This is a genomic window from Pseudomonas sp. WC2, from assembly GCF_050586545.1.
Classification (GTDB): domain Bacteria; phylum Pseudomonadota; class Gammaproteobacteria; order Pseudomonadales; family Pseudomonadaceae; genus Aquipseudomonas.
This window is the reverse complement of the sequence record NZ_JBOBDR010000012.1, coordinates 1-18,060: the sequence shown is the minus strand read 5'-3', so window position 1 is coordinate 18,060 and position 18,060 is coordinate 1. Positions and strand designations below refer to the sequence as shown.

The following is an 18,060-nucleotide window of genomic DNA, read 5'->3' as shown; positions in this document are numbered from 1 at the left end:
ACTTAGCGACCGCGAACGGCTTGTTCCAGCTCGGCAAAGCTTGGACGGTGGGCCGGGTAGAGCACCTTGCGACCGAACTCGACCGCCAGCGATGGCGGCATGCCGGAAGCCGAAGCGACCAGCGAGGCCTTGATGGCTTCGTAGACGTTCAGTTCTTCCTTGGCATCGTGGGCCAGGGAATGCGCCAATGGGCCGAAGAAACCGTACGCCGCGAGAATACCGAAGAAGGTACCCACCAGTGCCGCACCCACGTGCAGGCCGATGGACTTCTGATCGCCCTCACCCAGCGAGGCCATGGTCACCACGATACCGAGTACCGCCGCGACGATACCGAAACCCGGCATGGCGTCGGCAATGCCGTTCACTGCATGCGATGGGTGTTCGAGGTCTTCCTTAAGGCTGTACAACTCCATGTCGAACAAGCCTTCCAGCTCGTGCGGGGCCATGTTGCCGGACGACATGATGCGCAGGTAATCGCAGATGAACGCGGTCATGCGCTCGTCTTTCAGCACCGCCGGGTACTTGGCGAAAATCGGGCTCGCGGCGGCGTCTTCGATGTCGCCTTCGATGGCCATCATGCCTTCGCGGCGGCTCTTGTTGAGGATCTCGTAGATCAGGCCAAGCACTTCAAGATAGAAGGTGTGGCTGAAGCGCGAGCTGAACATGCTCAGGGATTTCTTGAGCACGTGCATGGTCATGTAGCCGGGGTTGGCCTGGAGGAATGCACCCAGTGCCGCACCACCGATGATCAACACCTCGAAAGGCTGGATCAGGGCGGCAATTTTGCCGTGGGAGAGCACGTATCCGCCGAGCACGCTCGCGAATACGACGATGATGCCGATAATTTTAGCCATAGGTAGAAAGTACTTATTTAAGTCGGGTTCAAGGTCATATTCGGAAGTTAAAAAATCTCTTCTTCTACTTATCGGCAAAACTGCGCCAGACTATAGCCAGTTCAGGCGAAAAGCCAATTTAGCCCATGCCGGGCGCGTCTACAGTCAGTGAAGATCCCGTCCAGACATGGCTAATGAAACGAACGTCCCACACGCAAAACCGACCACCCTCGCCGGTTGGGTCAAGCTGCTCGACAGCGTCCTATTGCCCGTGCCGCAAGAGGCTCACGACAAAGTCTGCCGGGCCATCCGCGATAACCGCAGTTCTCTGCGCGACATCGCCGACCTGATGCAGGACAGCCCGGCGCTGGCCTTGAGCATCATCCGTGAGGCGAATCGTCACACCCACGGCACCATGGCCGCGCCGGCGGAAAATCTCGAGGTCGCCATCAACCGTCTGGGCCTTGCCCGCACCGAAGAATTGCTCGCGCGCCTGCCTGCCCAACCGCAGATGCAAATCCCCAAGGCCCTGCGCCAGTTGCAAATGATCAGCCAGCACGCGACGCAACAGGCCAACGGTTTTTTCGCCAGTCGGCTGGCGCGGCTGTGGCAGGACATTCATTGGGGCAGCCTGTTGTTTCTCTCGCCGCTGTGGCCAATGGCGCTGACCTTTCCGCAGTTGCTCGAAGAATGGGAGTTGCGGGTTATCCACAAGGGCGAATCGGCGCGCATGGTCGAAAAGCAGTTGTTCGGTGTGCGCCTGCTGAAAATCGCTGAAGGGCTGGTCGAGGCCTGGCATCTGCCGATCTGGGTGCAGCAGGGTTACAAACTGCTGCTCAGCGAACAGCGCGAGCTGGTTAAAGTGCTGCGCATCGCCCGCGACAGCGAACACCCGCTGCGCCAGCAAAACCGCCTCGACGATGACCCGACCCTGCGCCGCTGGCTCAATCAGCCGGCCAACACCGTGCTGCTGGCCAACGGTCTGGCGCTGTCGGCGCAACAAGCCTGGGACAGTCCGCACAGCGAGCGCTGGCAGTACCTGACCAGCCTGTATCTGCAGATTTCGATGGATGAAGTGCAGCAACAACTGCACCAGCAAGCCGCCTACAGCGCCCGTTACCATGCGATGCCGGATCTGTGGCACCCGGCGGTTTCGCTGCTGTGGCCGTGGGGCACGCGGCGCTTGCCGGCAGGCATGTTGCCGGCCGCTGCGCCCTCCACTGAAGACCTGGGACAATGGCGCAAGCAATGCGCCGAGCTGCTTGCCGAGCCAAGCCGCTTCACCAATGCGATGAGCCTGACCGTCGCCGCCCGCGATGCCTTGGCCGCCAGCGGCATGCGCCGGGTGATGATCCTGATGGCCGATCGCACTCAAACCAGTCTGCGCGTACAGCAAACTTACGGTTTGCCAAAAGAAGCCGCGGCGCTGACGTTCGCCGTCGGCCAGAGCAGCGTGCTGCAGCGCCTGCTCGCGCAACAGGCACAGGTGCGCATCAATCCAGACAACAACGCCCAGTTTTCCGCCCTGCTGCCGCCGAGCCTGCGCACGCTGTTTCGCGGTGAGCACCTGTTCCTGCGTTCATTGGTCAACAATGGCCGGGTGATCATGATCGTCGTCGCCGATCAGGGCGGCGGGCCGTTCGCCGACATCACCGTGCAAGCCTTTGGCAAAACCGCGCAGTGCATTGAAAAAGCCCTGCACAGCTTTAGCAGCCGTGGCCGATGAGGCTGCGCTACAATCCTCCCCTTTGTGCTCTGGAGACCTCACATGTCTGACTTCTCTGGCTTGCCGCTCGTCATCGAACCGAGCGACCTGCTCCCGCGCCTGGAGTCCGGCGAACTGATTCTGGTGGACCTGACCAGTCCTGCGCGTTACACCGAGGGCCATATCCCCGGCGCACGCTTTGTCGACCCGAAACGCACCCAGCTCGGCCAACCGCCGGCGCCGGGCCTGATGCCCGCCAAAGCCGATCTGGAAGCGCTGTTCGGTGAGCTGGGCCATCGCAAGGACGCGGTCTACGTCGTCTATGACGATGAAGGCGGCGGCTGGGCCGGACGCTTTATCTGGCTGCTCGACGTGATCGGTCACGACAAGTACCACTATATAGACGGTGGTCTGCCAGCATGGCTGGCGGATGGCATGCCGATGTCGATCCAGGTGCCGGCAGCCATCGGCGGGCCTTTGCCGCTGACCCTGCACGACGAGCCGACCGCGACCCGCGAATACCTGCAAAGCCGTCTCGGTGCTGCCGATCTGGCGATCTGGGATGCGCGCGGGCCGCTGGAATACTCCGGCGAGAAAGTGCTGGCCGCCAAGGCCGGGCACATCCCCGGCGCGGTCAACTTTGAATGGACGGCGGGCATGGACAAGGCGCGTCAGCTGCGGATCCGTACCGACATGCCGCAGATCCTCGAAGACCTCGGGATCACCAAGGACAAAGAAATCATTACCCACTGCCAGACCCATCACCGGTCGGGCTTCACTTATCTGGTGGCCAAGTCCCTCGGTTATCCGCGGGTCAAGGGCTACGCCGGTTCCTGGGGCGAATGGGGCAACCACCCTGACACGCCTGTCGAGATTTAAGGTTTTTAAGGACAACTAATGAAAGAGCGTCTGTTTATCCTCAGTCAGTACCTGCTGCCGCATCACCTGCTGTCGCGCCTGGCCGGCTGCGTTGCCGAGTGCCGCGTGCGCTGGTTCAAGAATGCGTTCACCCAGTGGTTCGCCAAGCGTTATCAAGTGGACATGTCGCAAGCACTGGTCGAAGACCTGACCGCTTACGAGCACTTCAACGCGTTCTTCACTCGCGCCCTGAAAGACGGCGCACGTCCACTGGACGAAACCCCGGGCGCGATCCTCAGCCCGGCCGACGGTGCGGTCAGCCAGCTCGGCCCGATCGAACACGGCCGCGTGTTCCAGGCCAAGGGCCACAGCTTCAGCGTGCTCGAACTGCTCGGCGGTGATGCGGCCAACGCGGCGCCGTTCATGGGCGGCGACTTCGCCACCATTTACCTGTCGCCGAAGGACTACCACCGCGTGCACATGCCGCTGGCCGGCACCCTGCGCGAAATGGTCTACATCCCGGGCCGGATCTTCTCGGTCAACCAGACCACCGCGGAAAACGTCCCGGAACTGTTCGCTCGCAACGAGCGCGTGGCGTGCATCTTTGACACCGAGCGCGGCCCGATGGCTGTGGTGCTGGTCGGCGCGATGATCGTCGCTTCGATCGAAACCGTGTGGGCCGGTCTGGTCACGCCGCCGAAGCGTGAGCTGAAAACCTTCCGCTACGACGAAGCCGCACGTGCGCCGATCCACTTGGAGAAAGGTGCTGAATTGGGCCGCTTCAAACTGGGCTCGACCGCCATCGTGCTGTTCGGCCCGGATCAAGTGAAATGGGCTGAAGAACTCGCTGCCGGTTCGCCCGTGCAGATGGGCCAAGGCCTGGCACTGCCAAAAGCGTAAAGCAGGCTTTGCGGGAGCAGCCTGGCGCTGTTCCCGCAAATTGCCCTATTTGCTGCTATGGTTTTTGGCATGAGCCAAACCATATCCGCCCCAACGCTACGTGCGCCGACCCCGAGTCAGCCGCGCCTGTCGTTTTGCGAAGCGACGCCGCGCGACCTCAAGCGCTGGATCGCCGGCCTGCCCAAGGCCAATATCGGCGAAACCGCCCGCCTGCTGTATCAAGGCCTGGGCGAACTCAATCAATTGCTCACCCCCAGCGACAATCGTCTGCAGTTGCTGGAACTGCTGCGCCCCGAGGTTTACTTCGTCTGCCAGCATCTGGAGCGGCACTTTCTGCATCAGGCGATCATGCTCGACGAACGCTCGCGCAAAATCAGTAATCTGTGTCAGGCGCTGCAAAGTCATCTGGCGATCGGCTACAAACAGATCGTGCTGCGCATTGCGCCGAAATACAGCAAGGATCGCGCGGCGTTGCTCGGCACCGCCCTGCAACGCGCGACTCACGCCCTCAAGGGACAACTGGTGCGCGCCACGCAACTGTACAGTTCGCCGCCGGACCACCTGTGGTTCGAACTTCATCAGCTATACCGCACAGCGTGTGAATTGCAGTTGCAACAGCGGCGGGTGCATGACGACCTGGCCAGTCTGACCACGGAGTTGAGTCCGGAACAGACCTACATCGCCGCCCTGCTGCTGGGCAGCGCGCGCTGCAATCAGCTGCGGCAGAACCAGATCGCTCGCCTCGCCGAAGTGCTTGAACCGTGGAGTGCCTTGCTCAAATTGCACCCTGCGCGTTCCGACGATGGCTTGTTTGCGGTCAGCGCAGACATCGATGCCGGGCCGCGATATCGCAACATGTTTCGCAGCGAGCAGCAGGCCGGATTGCTCGGCTTTGATCCGCAACCGCTGGTGAACACCCTCGAAGCGCACTTGCAGCATCAGGACACCTCGACGCCTTTGCCGATCCCGACGGGGCTCAGTTTCGACACCCTGCAACACTTGCATGCCACGTGGGGCGAGGCGGCGGAACGCAGTTTCCAGCGCACCGTGGGACAGGGCAGTCTGATCGTCTGCGTCGGTATGAGTGCCCTGCACTTCTATCTCGGTGGCGAGCGCAGTTTCAGCGATATGCTCAAGCATCCCGTTGCCCGAGCGGCGAATTTCAGCAACGCCGTGGCCCAAGGTGAAAAGGACAGCTGGAGCCAGGCGTTCGATGCGGCGCCGCAGAGCAACGATGAGTTTTTGCCCTACGAAGAAATCCAGTACGACCAATTGGTCGAGGACGACAACAGCCCCGACCGCACGCCGCATTACCCGACCTACGCCTTGCCGGTGATCAACCACAGCCCCGGCGGTTATTGTCTGGCGTGGCCAGATGAGGTACCTGCGCAGTTGCAGTCCGGGGAAATGCTCGGCATTCAGGACAGCGCCAGTCTGGGCTGGAGCATTGCGGTGATCCGCTGGATTCGTCAGGTGCGCGGCGGCGGCACGCAAATGGGCATCGAACTGGTGGCGCCGCATGCGCAGCCGTGCGGCCTGCAACTGGTGCGCTCGCGGGACGATCACAGCCAGTATTTGCGCGGTTTGTTACTGCCGGAGATCAGTGCGATCGATGTGCCGGCCACGTTACTCGCGCCGCGCCTGCCCTTTCAGGAAGGCAGCAAAGTGCTGATCAACACCCAAGGCGAAGAACACCGCGCCGGGCTGGATCGGCGGGTATCAAGTACGCACAGTTTCAATCAGTTTGCTTACCGCTCGCTGGAGACCGCGCAGAATGGCGCGAGCGAGGAGGATTTTGATTCGTTGTGGAAATCGCTCTAGACCGAGGCGCGCCCTTCGCGAGCAGGCTCGCTCCCACAGTTAAATGCATTTCAAATGTGGGAGCGAGCCTGCTCGCGATGAGGCCAGGTCAGGCGATAGAGAACTCAGAGCTGCCCGTCACGATCGCGAAAGCCCAGCAGATACAGCACGCCATCCAGACCCAACGTCGAGATCGCCTGCTTCGCCGATTGCTTGACCAACGGCTTGGCACGGAACGCTACGCCCAGCCCGGCAATCGCCAGCATTGGCAGGTCATTCGCGCCGTCGCCCACGGCGATGGTCTGCTCCAGACGCAAACCTTCCTTGTGCGCCAGCTCTTTCAACAGATCAGCCTTGCGCTGGGCGTCGACAATCGGCTCGATCGCCACGCCGGTGCACTTGCCGTCGACCACTTCCAGTTCGTTGGCGAACACGTAGTCGATGCCGAGTTTGGCCTGCAATTGCTTGGCGAAGTAAGTGAAGCCGCCGGACAGGATCGCAGTCTTGTAACCCAATCGCTTGAGTTCGGCGAATAGCGTTTCGGCGCCCTCGGTCAGGCGCAGCGAAGCGCCAATCGAATCCAGCACGCTGACGTCCAGACCTTTGAGCAAGGCCAGACGCTCTTTGAAACTGGCGCGGAAATCCAGTTCGCCAGCCATCGCCCGCTCGGTGATTTCCGACACTTGCTCGCCAACCCCGGCAGCCTTGGCCAATTCGTCGATGACTTCGGCTTCGATCAGCGTCGAGTCCATGTCGAACACCGCCAGACGACGATTGCGCCGGAACAGCGAATCTTCCTGGAAGGCGATGTCGACGTTCAGCTCTTGGGCAACGCTGAGGAATTCGGCGCGCAACGCCTGTGGATCAGCCGCTTCGCCACGCACGGAGAACTCGATGCAACCCTTGCCCTTGTCCGCCGGGGTGTCCAACGGCATGCGACCCGACAGACGGTCGATGTGGTCGATGTTCAGACCATATTTGGCGGTGATCGAGCTGACGGCCTGCAATTGGCCGGCGGTCACCTTGCGCGTCAGCAAGGTAACGATGTGGCGTTTCTTGCCCTGATTGCCCACCCATTGCTGGTAATCCTCTTCGGACACCGGGGTGAACCGAACCTGCTGGTCGAGCTCGTAGCCCTTGAACAGGATGTCCTTGAGCACGGCTTTACCCTGCTCGGAATCGGGAATTTCAACCAGAATGCCGAACGACAGGGTGTCGTGGATCACGGCCTGACCGATGTCGAGGATGTTCACACCACCTTGTGCCAGAACGCCGGTAATGGCTGCCGTCAGACCCGGACGGTCGACTCCCGTGATGTTAATCAGGACGATTTCGCGCAACGCGCACCCCCGCAACTGGAAAAAAACCGCATTCTACCCACTTTCAGTGACCATCGGGCACCGCGAGCGCTTTGCCGGTCTAGGGCCTGTCGCTATACTGCGCGTCAACTTCACGGACAAAAGAGCCGAGCTCAGTGAACCGGCCCACGCCAGTTAAAACCGATAACTTCTTCCTGCTGATCTTCCGTGCACTGCGTCATCGCCGTGTACCGATTGCATTGCGCATTGCCAGCCATAACGTGATCCTGGTCGCTCTGGCCCTGGTGATCTATGCCTGCGTGATGGGCCTGCAATTCAAGCAGGCCATGCACCAGCAGGCCGATGCGCTGGGCGAAAGCCTGACCACGCAGACCGCGACCTCGGCCACGGAGCTGTTGGTGTCCAACGACATCCTCAGCCTCAACGTGCTGCTCAACAACCTGACCAAGAACAAACTGGTCGCCCACGCGGCGATCTACAGCGTGGATAACCGCATCCTCGCCGAGTCCGGTCAGCGGCCCAAGCACAGCCTGCTGGGCGAAGCCGAAGGCATGTACGAGAGCAAGATCACCTTTCAGGACGTGACCGCCGGGCAACTGCGCATCAGCCTGGACATGGATCAGTTCCAGCAGCCAATGACCATCAGCCTGCAAAGCATGGGCATTCTCAGCGGGATTCTGCTGGCGCTGTCGCTGGCCCTGAGCCTGCGCATGGGCCGCCACCTGTCGACGCCGCTGCTGCAATTGCGCGTCTGGCTGCGCCGTATCGATGAACATACGCCGGGCACCGATCGTCAGGACGAGATCGGCGATCTGGCGCGGCAACTGCACGCCGACTTCGCCCCGGAACCTGCGCCCAAACCTGAGCCGGAACCCGAGTTCGAAGAGGAAGAAGACGACGAACCGGAGTTCGAGGTGCGCAATCTGCGCGATCCGAGCTTCGATGAAAGCCGTCCGCTGGCCGCGCAGAAGCCGGCGCCGCGCCACGTGGTCAGCACCGTTGAAGACGATGAAGACGACGATGCGTTTGCCGATCTGCGCGACGAATCGCTGGACGCCGCCCCGCAACCGGTAGCCCGCAAGGCCACCCCAAGCGTGCCGCAGCACAGCGCCGTGCTCGCGGTGCAACTCGGCTCGCAGGAACAACTGCGGCGCCTGCCCCGTGCGCGTCTGGAAGAATTGCTGGAGCGTTATCGCGATTGCCTCGATCAGGCCGCCTCGCTGTACCAGGGCGAAATCGAAACCCTGAACGATGGCAGCACGCTGATGCTGTTCCACACCGAAGACAGCGGCGACGATTACCTGACCAATGCGATCTGCTGCGGTGAGCTGCTGCGGGCGTTGGGTCATCAGTTGCAGATTGAAGTCGCCGACAGCGGCATCACCCTGCAATTGCAGCTGGGCCTGACTTTGGGTGATGAACTGTTTGGCCTGAGCCAGATTGATCTGCTGCTGACCGATTCGGCCCAGGATGCACTGGCCTTGTCGCAACACAGCCGCAACCTGCTGCTGGTTGAGCGCAAGATCAGCGATGACGCGCTGATCCGTCAGCGTGCGCGTATCCGCCCGATCGCCAGCCCTGAGGGCGCTTGCTGTGTAGAGCGGTTGATGGAGCCTTATCCGTCGATGCTGGAACGGCAACTGGCGCGGATGCATGAGCGTCGGGCGTAAGCCTTAGACCTGAAACACAGAAGCCCGCAGACGAGTGATTGTCTGCGGGCTTTTTTGTGGATGACTGAAAAGCCCCTCATCGGAACGCCGCCCGCCTATCCCTCTCCCAGAGGGAGAGGGAACTGACTGGGGGATATTGGAGAGCTCCACCGACTTGAACGGCCAGCTGTGAATCCATAATCGCCAGGCTCTGTCAGGTCAACATATGACGCAAGACACCCCCCAGTCCGCCCCTGTTCTACCGAATCCATAATCGCCAGGTTCTTTCAGGTCGACGTATGACGCCAGACACCACGGTCGGCTCCCTCTTCCTCTGGGAGAGGGCTGGGGTGAGGGGCTGTTGATCTTCTAGCCCCCAGACACAACAAAACCCGCACAAGGCGGGCTCTGTTCTGACTCGATCCAGACCTAGAAGCGGAACACTTCCATATCCGTACGAATCGGCGAAGCCATCGGAATCTTCGGCTGCTTCTCGGCTTCCGCCGCCGGCGCTGCCGGTTTCGCTGCCGCTTTACGCGGTGCTTCGGCCACTGGCGGTTGATTGGCCAGCGGCTTCAAAGCTACCGACAACTGCTCGGCCAGACGCTGCAACAGAATCCCCTGCGCCTGAACCTGCGAAGCGGTGCTGCCGGCATGCAGCTCTTGCAGATGAACGATGCGGTTATCGCGCACCTGACCACGGCGATCGATCAGACGCCACTGCGCATCCAGAATCGCCGGCTGTTTGGCACCGGAATCGAGACGCGTGATGGTCAGCAGCACCTGCACATCCGGGGTGAACCCGGTTGTGGCCGGCGCCAGCACGACACGTTGGCTGTCCAGATGACCCGCAACCTGACGCATCAGCAGCTGATCGATATCCGACGAAAGGCTGCCGGCCCAACGACCATCGGTCGCTGCCTGCAGGCTGCCGTCGGGTTGACGTTGCAGCAGGGTTTCACGTTGCAGGTAGTCGGCGACAACCACCGGGCCCAACAAAACCGCCATGCCCGCGCTTTGCGCAGGCTGAACCGGACTTCCGCTGTCCAGTTGATACAGCGACACCGGCTGGTGAACACTGCAACCCGCCAGGCCGAGAACGCCAGCGAGTAACAAAATAAGTGGAAGGCGCAGCGCAGTCATCATCCCGTCCAGGTGGCCGCCACAAGGCTGACCACAGTGAAAATACTCAATAAATATGAAGAACGCTCGGCCACGCCGGCGCTTGGAAAGGCCATATCATCCGTGAATATGCGTTCCGACTCCAGCGCCAAAGCGTCGATCTACGCGTTAAATCGTAGATCGAGCGCTCTAGGACGCTTAATTGAGGTTTTCGACGAGCAGCGCATCGACCCGCTGAAAGCCCCTCGGGAGTTTATTCCCGCGACGTCCACGCTCACCTTTGTAGTGTTCGAGGTCTTCGGCTTTCAGTTTGTAAGGGCGTTTACCCGCTTGCAGGATCAGCGTGGCACCTGCAGGGATCACAGCAATGTCCGTGACAAACTCTTCACGGCTGGCGACTCGGTCACCCGGAACACCGATGATCTTGTTGCCTTTGCCCTTCGCCAACTGCGGCAAATCACTGATATTGAAGACCAGCATACGCCCCTCGCTTGTCACGGCGGCAAGCAAATCATTCTCTCGATCAGTCACCGGACGCGGGGCGATCACCTTGGCGTTGTTCGGCAGGCTCAACAGCGCCTTACCGGCCTTGTTCTTGGCTTGCAAATCTTCGCCTTTGACCACGAAACCGTAACCGGCGTCGGAAGCGATCACGTACAACGCATCGTCCTCCGGCATCAGCACGCATTCGAAGGTCGCGCCCGGTGGCGGCGTCAGACGACCGGTCAACGGTTCGCCCTGGCCACGCGCCGACGGCAAGGTGTGCGCGGCGACCGAATAGCTGCGGCCAGTAGAGTCGATTACCACGGCAGACTGGTTGGAGCGCCCCGCCGCCGAGGTCTTGAAGCCGTCCCCAGCCTTGTACGACAGGCCGGTGGCATCGATGTCGTGGCCTTTGGCGGAACGGATCCAGCCTTTTTCCGACAGCACCACGGTAACTTTCTCGTTCGGCAGCAGATCGTGTTCGGTCAGCGCTTTGGCTTCGGCACGTTCAACGATCGGCGAACGGCGGTCATCGCCATAGGTTTCGGCATCTTTGATCAGCTCGGTACGCACCAGCTTCTTCAGCTTGGCTTCGCTGCCCAGCAACGCTTGCAGCTTGGCTTGTTCCTTGAGCAGTTCGTCCTGCTCGTCGCGCAGCTTCATCTCTTCCAGTCGCGCCAACTGACGCAGACGGGTGTCGAGGATGTAGTCGGCCTGAATCTCGCTGAGGGCGAAACGCTCGATCAGCTTGGCTTTCGGGTGCTCCTCGGTTCGGATGATGTGAATCACTTCATCCAGATTGAGGTAAGCGATCAACAAACCGTCCAACAGGTGCAGGCGACGCTCGACCTTGTCGAGGCGGAATTGCAGGCGGCGACGCACGGTCTGCACGCGGAATTCCAGCCATTCGACCAGCAAGGCACGCAGGTTTTTCAGCTGCGGCTTGCCGTCCAGACCGATAATGTTGACGTTGACCCGGTAGGTCGACTCCAGCTCGGTGCTGGCGAACAAGTGCTGCATCAGCGCTTCATGATCGACGCGGCTGTTGACCGGAATGATCACGATACGGCACGGGTTTTCGTGGTCGGATTCGTCACGCAGATCCGCGATCTGCGGGGCTTTCGACGGTTTCGCCTGCATCAGCGCGGCGATCTGCTCCAACACCTTGGCACCGGAAACCTGGTGCGGCAGCGCGGTGACGATGATGTCGCCGTCCTCGACGTGGTACACGGCACGCATGCGCACCGAGCCCTTGCCGGTTTCGTACATTTTCAGCAGGTCGGCGCGCGGCGTGATGATTTCCGCTTCGGTGGGATAGTCCGGACCCTGAATGTGTTCGCAGAGCTGTTCGACCGTGGCTTTCGGCTCATCGAGCAGGCGCACGCACGCGGTGGCAACTTCGCGCAGGTTGTGCGGCGGCACGTCGGTGGCCATGCCCACGGCGATGCCGGTGGTGCCGTTGAGCAGAATGTTCGGCAGGCGCGCCGGCAGCACCAGCGGCTCCTGCAGCGTGCCGTCAAAGTTCGGCCCCCAGTCGGCAGTGCCCTGGCCCAGTTCGCTGAGCAGCACTTCGGAATAACGCGACAAACGTGCTTCGGTGTAACGCATGGCGGCGAAGGACTTCGGATCGTCCGGCGCACCCCAGTTACCCTGGCCGTCGACCAGCGTGTAGCGATAGCTGAATGGCTGGGCCATCAACACCATCGCTTCGTAGCACGCCGAGTCGCCGTGCGGGTGGAACTTACCGAGCACGTCACCAACGGTACGCGCCGATTTCTTGTGCTTGGAATCGGCGTCCAGGCCCAACTCGCTCATCGCATAAATAATGCGACGCTGTACCGGTTTCAGACCGTCGCCGATATGCGGCAAGGCACGGTCCATGATCACGTACATGGAGTAGTTGAGGTAGGCACTTTCGGTGAAGTCGGCCAACGAGCGGCGTTCTACACCGTCCAGGCTGAGATCAAGGGGGTTGCTCATGCAGGCCTCATCGGTTCGTTGTCTGGCGCAGCAGCATGGTGCCACCGCGCTGAGTAAATTCAAGTTTGTTCAGGGCGCTCATGCCGAGCAGCACCTGATCGCCATGCAGCCCCGGCGCCACCAGTGCGCGGACATCCCGCAGCACGATGTCGCCCAGTTGCAGGCGGGCAATTTTGGTTCGATAACCCTGGCTCAAGCCGTTGGCCGTGCTCAGGGTCACGCCGAAGCCTTCTTCCAGCTTCAAACGCTTGGCCAGATCCGCCGGGATCGCCACGTCAGTGGCGCCAGTGTCGAGCATGAACTCTACCGGCTCACCGTTGATCTGACCGCTGGCGACAAAATGCCCTTGGGCGTTGCCGGTCAGTTTCACTTCAATAAAACCTTCGCCCTGCTGCGAACTGACCACGACGTTCGGATTCTGCTGGCGTTGCTCCCACTGGCCGAAAAACCGCGTGGCCAGAAACAGCGCCGCGCACCAGGCCAGAATCATCAATACCCGTCCGGCGCGCTTACCTGGAGGTTGCTGACTCAAGGATTGCCATCCCAGCCACCTTCGGGAGCAGCAAAACGCCATACGACCGGGCGGGACTCGCCATCGGCGCGCGTTGCGAAATTATTGTCGACACCGATCCATGCCCCATCAGCATCGACCAGTAACGCTTCGGTGAGACCGTGGCGAGATGAGTACTGGCGGTGCGGCACCAACGCATCAGCCGCGAATGACCAGCAACGCTCTTGCTGGCCTGTCAGCATTTCATGGCGACAGACTTTGAAAGCGTTGCGATCCAGCAGAAACAACTTTTTATTGAACAGCGCAATATCAGAAAAATCCCGTTCTACCAATCTGGAACCTGGAAACTGGGGTGGCTGCGGCGCCAGCCCTTCCTCGGCCATCAACACACAACCGATAAAGCAATACCACGTGTAATCAACGGGAACAGCAAGTCGGCGCTTGATTTTTACCAACCCTCGTTTTTGCCGCTCTCCAGCCAACCAGATTTCACTGCCAAGAAGGCCGGTAACCACCAACCCCTCAAACAACGCATTGGCGTGCGTGGCCAGTCCGGCGTCCCGCACCGTAGTCAGCATCCGCGACGAGATAGGTAACCAAGCCGTCCCTCCCGTGGGTGAGATCTTGAGAATGGCTGAATACGTTTCACTGAGAATGTAACGGTTCTGGCCAGAGTCACAGGTGATGCCTTCAAAGTCCAACGCTCCGTTACCTACAAGCGATCGAAAAAAACTTTGAGTCTTCATCGCCAGTGTGCGCCCGGAGTCTTGAGGAACCGGTGGAATATCAATCAGAACAGCCTCCGCCTTCCACTCTGTGGCTCGTGTATCGAGCTTGTAGATCTGATCATCATCTCGATCCGATATTGTCCACAGATCCCCACCACACTTGGCTAGCCCGGACAGATTACCCCCACGCATCCCATCCACCGGGTGCTCTGAGAGCATCCTCAGCTCAGGGTCTGCAGCCAGTCCCACTGAACTCCAGACAAGCAAAAAAACCGCAGTAAAGAGGTTGAGTTTCATCATTGAATCTCTCGCAGTCGGCGTTTCAAGTTTCCCTGAGCGTTGCACGACATGCCGGAATTCAACGAACACACTACTTTCTCGACAGCATTGCTTCAGAGCTTCATTGCCTGCGCATCACGGCCAAGACTCCTCTAACTGACCAGCGCAGCAAACCTTTAAGTCATCACAGTATTACAGCTGTTGCTCAAACTGCTCACAAACTGCCGAACACTCCCCAGCGAAAGACCTGCCCCCCTAGTGCTTGGCACTCCAGCCACCGTCAGGCGCAGCGAAGCGCCAGACGACCGGGCGAATCTCACCGTCGGCACGCGGGCCAAAATTGTTGTCGACACCAATCCACGCACCGTCAGCGTCAACGATCAGCGCCTCTTCCAGCCCATAGTTCTGCGAGTAGCGACGGTTGGCCTGCAACAGTTCGGCAGCATACGACCAGCACTGCTCGACCTTGACGGTCTGCGCATCGCGACGGCAAATCTGGAACGCGTTGCGTTCCAGGGTAAACAATTTGCCGTTGAACAATGAAATGTCGGAAAAATCCTTATCGACCGCTTTGGCGTGGGGAAACTGCGGCGGTTGCATCTCTTTGCCGCCCTCACTGAGCAGCACGCAGCGACCGTCGCAATCCCACACCGTTTGCTGGCGCTTGATCAGCAGCAAGCCGCGGCTTTGCCGCTCGGCGGCCAGCCACAGCTGATCGCCCGCCGGGTTGATCGCCAAGCCTTCGAATATCGCGTTGAAATGCAGAAGCAGGCCGCTGGCCCGCGCTTCGCGCACCATCATCGGCGAGATCTTCAGCCAGTTGGCCGGGCCGCTGACCGGCACCTGCAAGACCGCCGCATGGCCTTCGCTGACAATGTAGCGATTGCCAGCGCTGTCGCAGCTGATGCCTTCGAAATCCAGATCGCCACCGCGCACGAACGACGCCGCCCAGTTGCGCGAACGCAAGCCCCACGGCAAACCGGTGTCCGGCACCAGCGGCACGTCGATGTGCACGGCCTCGGCCTGCCAGACCTGATCGGCGGTATTGAGCCGATAGATCTGGTCGTCATCGCGGTCCGACACCGTCCACAACTCTTTGCCACACATGGCCAGCCCGGACAGGTTCCCGCCGCGCATGCCCTCGACCGGATGCTCGGAAAGCACGCGCAATTCCTGCACCGGCTCGGCAAGCGCCGAAACGGAGGTCAGCAGTAACGCACCCACCAAGGCCCAGCCAAACCGCATCAGGCCAGCACCTCAGCGAGGTTGCCTTTGGATTCGAGCCAGGTCTTGCGGTCGCCGGCGCGTTTCTTCGCCAGCAGCATGTCCATCATTTCCGAGGTTTGGGCGAAGTCTTCGCCCAGCGTCAGTTGCACCAGACGCCGCGTGTTCGGGTCCATGGTGGTTTCACGCAGCTGCGGCGGGTTCATTTCACCCAGACCTTTGAATCGGGTGACCTGCGGTTTGCCGCGTTTCTTCTCGGCGACCAGGCGGTCGAGAATGCCGTCGCGCTCGGCTTCGTCGAGGGCGTAGTAAATCTCTTTGCCCAAGTCGATGCGGTACAGCGGCGGCATGGCGACGTAGACGTGACCGGCATCCACCAGCGGGCGGAAATGCTGGACAAACAACGCGCAGAGCAGCGTGGCGATGTGCAGACCATCGGAGTCGGCGTCGGCGAGGATGCAGATCTTGCCGTAACGCAATTGGCTCATGTCTGCAGCGCCCGGATCGACGCCGATGGCCACGGCAATGTTGTGCACTTCCTGGCTGGCCAGCACTTCGCTGCCGTCGACTTCCCAGGTGTTGAGGATCTTGCCGCGCAACGGCAGGATCGCCTGGAACTCCTTGTCCCGCGCTTGTTTGGCGGAACCACCGGCGGAATCACCTTCGACGAGGAACAGCTCGGAACGCATCGGGTCTTGCCCGGCGCAATCCGCCAGCTTGCCAGGCAACGCCGGGCCTTGGGTGACGCGTTTACGCTCGACTTTCTTGCTCGCCTTGAGACGACGACCGGCGTTGTTGATCGCCAGTTCGGCCAGGGCCAGACCGGTTTCCGGGTTGGCGTTGAGCCACAGGCTGAAGGCGTCTTTGACCACACCGGAGACGAACGCCGCGGCTTCACGGGACGACAGTCGCTCTTTGGTCTGGCCGGAGAATTGCGGCTCCTGCATTTTCATCGACAGGACGAACGCGATGCGCTCCCAGACGTCTTCCGGCGCCAGCTTCACGCCGCGCGGCAGCAGACTGCGGAACTCGCAGAACTCACGCATCGCATCGAGCAAGCCCTGACGCAAACCGTTGACGTGGGTACCGCCCTGCGCCGTCGGGATCAGGTTGACGTAGCTTTCCTGTACCGCGTCGCCACCTTCGGGCAGCCACAGCAGCGCCCAGTCGACCGCTTCTTTATTACCGGCGAAAGCACCGCAGAACGGCTCGTTCGGCAGGCGTTCGAATTCGCTGACGGCGTCGACCAGATACGAGCGCAGGCCGTCTTCGTAATGCCATTCGACTTTCTCGCCGGTGCCTTTGTCTTCGAAGCTGACCAACAGGCCCGGGCACAACACGGCCTTGGCCTTGAGCACGTGCTTGAGGCGGCTGATGGAGAATTTCGGTGAATCGAAGTATTTCGGATCCGGCGCGAAGTAAACGCTGGTGCCGGTGTTGCGCTTGCCGACGGTGCCGACAACTTCCAGTTCAGTGGCTTTGTAGCCATCGGCGAAAGTCATTTGGTATTCGTTGCCGTCACGCTTTACGCGCACACGGACTTCGGTCGACAAGGCGTTGACCACAGAAATACCCACGCCGTGCAGACCGCCGGAGAACTGGTAATTCTTGTTGGAAAACTTGCCGCCCGCATGGAGCTTGGTGAGGATCAGCTCGACGCCCGACACGCCCTCTTCCGGGTGGATGTCGACCGGCATGCCACGGCCATCATCGCTGACTTCCAGCGAGTGATCGGCGTGCAGGATGACCTGCACCGATTTGGCGTGGCCGGCCAGGGCTTCGTCGACGCTGTTGTCGATGACTTCCTGGGCGAGGTGGTTCGGCCGACTGGTGTCGGTGTACATGCCGGGGCGTTTGCGCACCGGGTCGAGGCCCGAGAGGACTTCGATGGCGTCGGCGTTATAAGAGCTAGCGCTGGGAGTGGCCATAGGGTCTCGTCGTCAGTCATTCATGAAATAGGGGCAAGACTTCACAGTGCGGTGAAATCGATTGCCTGATACACATCGGCGCCAATGCCGGCAAAACTCAGCAACGCCGGCAATTGCCCGGCAAAGCCTTGGAAACTGTGGTCGCCGCCGGCCTGAATGCGCAAGGCACAGGTGCGGTAATACTGCTGGGCGAGGCGATAATCCAGTGTTTCATCGCCGGTCTGCAACCAGACCTGATAGCGCTGGGCATCCTGAGGCGCCGGCACTTCCAGCTCGGCCAGGGCCGTGACGTGGTCGTGGGTCAATTCCCAGGTTTCATCGGTATACAGGTTTTTCTGCGTGCCCAGATAGCCGTCGAACATCCGGTGCGGGCTGACCGCCGGGTTGACCAGCAGGGCTTTCAGGCCATGGCGCTCGGCCAGGTGAGTCGCATAGTAGCCGCCGAGGGAGCTTCCCACCAGCAATGGGCTGCCAAGCTCGGCGATTGCCTGCTCCAACTGACCGATGGCTTCGCGCGGATGGTGATGCAGGGCCGGAACCCGCAGTTGCTCGCTCAAACCCAGCCGCTCCATCACCGCGACCAGCTGACAGGCCTTTTTCGAGGCCGGGGCGCTGTTGAAACCGTGGATATAGAGGATCGAACCGGACATTTGAGCTCCCTGAGTGTCGGCGAAAGATAGCGGAGTTTACAGGGAGTCAGGGCAGGATGGGCCATACAAATGCCCCTTGCCTGCATCCTGT

At 60.8% G+C, this 18,060-nt stretch carries 14 protein-coding genes; 5 read left to right on the top strand and 9 right to left on the bottom strand.

What is annotated here, in order from left to right:
• Window positions 1-2 precede the first annotated feature (2 nt).
• Complete coding sequence (gene motA, locus ACQ4OE_RS15975; RefSeq protein WP_007915795.1) at window positions 3-854, bottom strand: flagellar motor stator protein MotA; 852 nt, start codon at window positions 852-854, stop codon at window positions 3-5.
• A 166-nt stretch (window positions 855-1,020) separates the two neighbouring features.
• Here motA and ACQ4OE_RS15970 point away from each other — a divergent pair, with 166 nt between their 5' ends.
• From ACQ4OE_RS15970 to ACQ4OE_RS15955, 4 genes are all read left to right on the top strand, one after another.
• Window positions 1,021-2,559, top strand: coding sequence for an HDOD domain-containing protein (locus ACQ4OE_RS15970; protein ID WP_430947182.1), 1,539 nt, complete (start codon window positions 1,021-1,023; stop codon window positions 2,557-2,559).
• A gap of 42 nt (window positions 2,560-2,601) precedes the next feature.
• Complete coding sequence (gene rhdA / locus ACQ4OE_RS15965) at window positions 2,602-3,417, top strand: thiosulfate sulfurtransferase (RefSeq protein WP_122593826.1); 816 nt, start codon at window positions 2,602-2,604, stop codon at window positions 3,415-3,417.
• An 18-nt stretch (window positions 3,418-3,435) separates the two neighbouring features.
• Entirely contained in the window at window positions 3,436-4,296 is an 861-nt protein-coding gene (asd, locus tag ACQ4OE_RS15960; protein WP_007915786.1) for an archaetidylserine decarboxylase, read from the top strand.
• A 69-nt stretch (window positions 4,297-4,365) separates the two neighbouring features.
• Window positions 4,366-6,117, top strand: coding sequence for a molecular chaperone (locus ACQ4OE_RS15955; RefSeq protein ID WP_430947181.1), 1,752 nt, complete (start codon window positions 4,366-4,368; stop codon window positions 6,115-6,117).
• Between the two features lie 104 nt (window positions 6,118-6,221).
• Here ACQ4OE_RS15955 and serB read toward each other — a convergent pair whose 3' ends face one another.
• Window positions 6,222-7,436, bottom strand: a complete 1,215-nt coding sequence (serB, locus tag ACQ4OE_RS15950; protein ID WP_034151661.1) for a phosphoserine phosphatase SerB — start codon at window positions 7,434-7,436, stop codon at window positions 6,222-6,224.
• Window positions 7,437-7,570: 134 nt separating this feature from the next.
• On the opposite strand from serB, the gene ACQ4OE_RS15945 reads away from it, so the two are divergent.
• Entirely contained in the window at window positions 7,571-9,085 is a 1,515-nt protein-coding gene (locus tag ACQ4OE_RS15945; RefSeq protein ID WP_430947180.1) for an AhpA/YtjB family protein, read from the top strand.
• 408 nt (window positions 9,086-9,493) lie between these two features.
• Here the strand turns inward: ACQ4OE_RS15945 and ACQ4OE_RS15940 are convergent, their stop codons facing one another.
• From ACQ4OE_RS15940 to ACQ4OE_RS15910, 7 genes are all read right to left on the bottom strand, one after another.
• Window positions 9,494-10,207, bottom strand: coding sequence for a PqiC family protein (locus tag ACQ4OE_RS15940; RefSeq protein ID WP_430947179.1), 714 nt, complete (start codon window positions 10,205-10,207; stop codon window positions 9,494-9,496).
• Window positions 10,208-10,384: 177 nt separating this feature from the next.
• Window positions 10,385-12,649, bottom strand: a complete 2,265-nt coding sequence (parC, locus tag ACQ4OE_RS15935; RefSeq protein WP_122593830.1) for a DNA topoisomerase IV subunit A — start codon at window positions 12,647-12,649, stop codon at window positions 10,385-10,387.
• 7 nt (window positions 12,650-12,656) lie between these two features.
• On the bottom strand, window positions 12,657-13,181 hold the full coding sequence (locus ACQ4OE_RS15930; protein WP_430947178.1) for a retropepsin-like aspartic protease family protein: 525 nt from the start codon (window positions 13,179-13,181) through the stop codon (window positions 12,657-12,659).
• On the bottom strand, window positions 13,178-14,185 hold the full coding sequence (locus tag ACQ4OE_RS15925) for an esterase-like activity of phytase family protein (RefSeq protein WP_430947297.1): 1,008 nt from the start codon (window positions 14,183-14,185) through the stop codon (window positions 13,178-13,180). Before ACQ4OE_RS15925 ends, ACQ4OE_RS15930 begins: the two co-directional genes overlap by 4 nt.
• A 237-nt stretch (window positions 14,186-14,422) precedes the next feature.
• Window positions 14,423-15,412 carry an esterase-like activity of phytase family protein gene (locus ACQ4OE_RS15920; RefSeq protein ID WP_430947177.1) on the bottom strand — a complete coding sequence of 330 codons (990 nt, stop codon included), beginning with the start codon at window positions 15,410-15,412 and terminating at the stop codon, window positions 14,423-14,425.
• Complete coding sequence (parE, locus tag ACQ4OE_RS15915; protein ID WP_122593833.1) at window positions 15,412-17,319, bottom strand: DNA topoisomerase IV subunit B; 1,908 nt, start codon at window positions 17,317-17,319, stop codon at window positions 15,412-15,414. The genes ACQ4OE_RS15920 and parE overlap by 1 nt, the downstream gene beginning before the upstream one ends.
• 41 nt (window positions 17,320-17,360) lie before the next feature.
• Window positions 17,361-17,969, bottom strand: a complete 609-nt coding sequence (locus tag ACQ4OE_RS15910; protein WP_430947176.1) for a YqiA/YcfP family alpha/beta fold hydrolase — start codon at window positions 17,967-17,969, stop codon at window positions 17,361-17,363.
• Between the last annotated feature and the right edge of the window lie 91 nt (window positions 17,970-18,060).

Bases quoted from the DNA above. Each gene is read 5' to 3' on its own strand.
- ACQ4OE_RS15940 (WP_430947179.1), bottom strand. From the start codon at position 10,207: ATGACTGCGCTGCGCCTTCCACTTATTTTGTTACTCGCTGGCGTTCTC.
- ACQ4OE_RS15920 (WP_430947177.1), bottom strand. From the start codon at position 15,412: ATGCGGTTTGGCTGGGCCTTGGTGGGTGCGTTACTGCTGACCTCCGTT.
- asd (WP_007915786.1), top strand. From the start codon at position 3,436: ATGAAAGAGCGTCTGTTTATCCTCAGTCAGTACCTGCTGCCGCATCAC.
- ACQ4OE_RS15970 (WP_430947182.1), top strand. From the start codon at position 1,021: ATGGCTAATGAAACGAACGTCCCACACGCAAAACCGACCACCCTCGCC.
- ACQ4OE_RS15910 (WP_430947176.1), bottom strand. From the start codon at position 17,969: ATGTCCGGTTCGATCCTCTATATCCACGGTTTCAACAGCGCCCCGGCC.
- parC (WP_122593830.1), bottom strand. From the start codon at position 12,649: ATGAGCAACCCCCTTGATCTCAGCCTGGACGGTGTAGAACGCCGCTCG.
- rhdA (WP_122593826.1), top strand. From the start codon at position 2,602: ATGTCTGACTTCTCTGGCTTGCCGCTCGTCATCGAACCGAGCGACCTG.
- motA (WP_007915795.1), bottom strand. From the start codon at position 854: ATGGCTAAAATTATCGGCATCATCGTCGTATTCGCGAGCGTGCTCGGC.
- ACQ4OE_RS15955 (WP_430947181.1), top strand. From the start codon at position 4,366: ATGAGCCAAACCATATCCGCCCCAACGCTACGTGCGCCGACCCCGAGT.
- parE (WP_122593833.1), bottom strand. From the start codon at position 17,319: ATGGCCACTCCCAGCGCTAGCTCTTATAACGCCGACGCCATCGAAGTC.
- ACQ4OE_RS15925 (WP_430947297.1), bottom strand. From the start codon at position 14,185: ATGAAACTCAACCTCTTTACTGCGGTTTTTTTGCTTGTCTGGAGTTCA.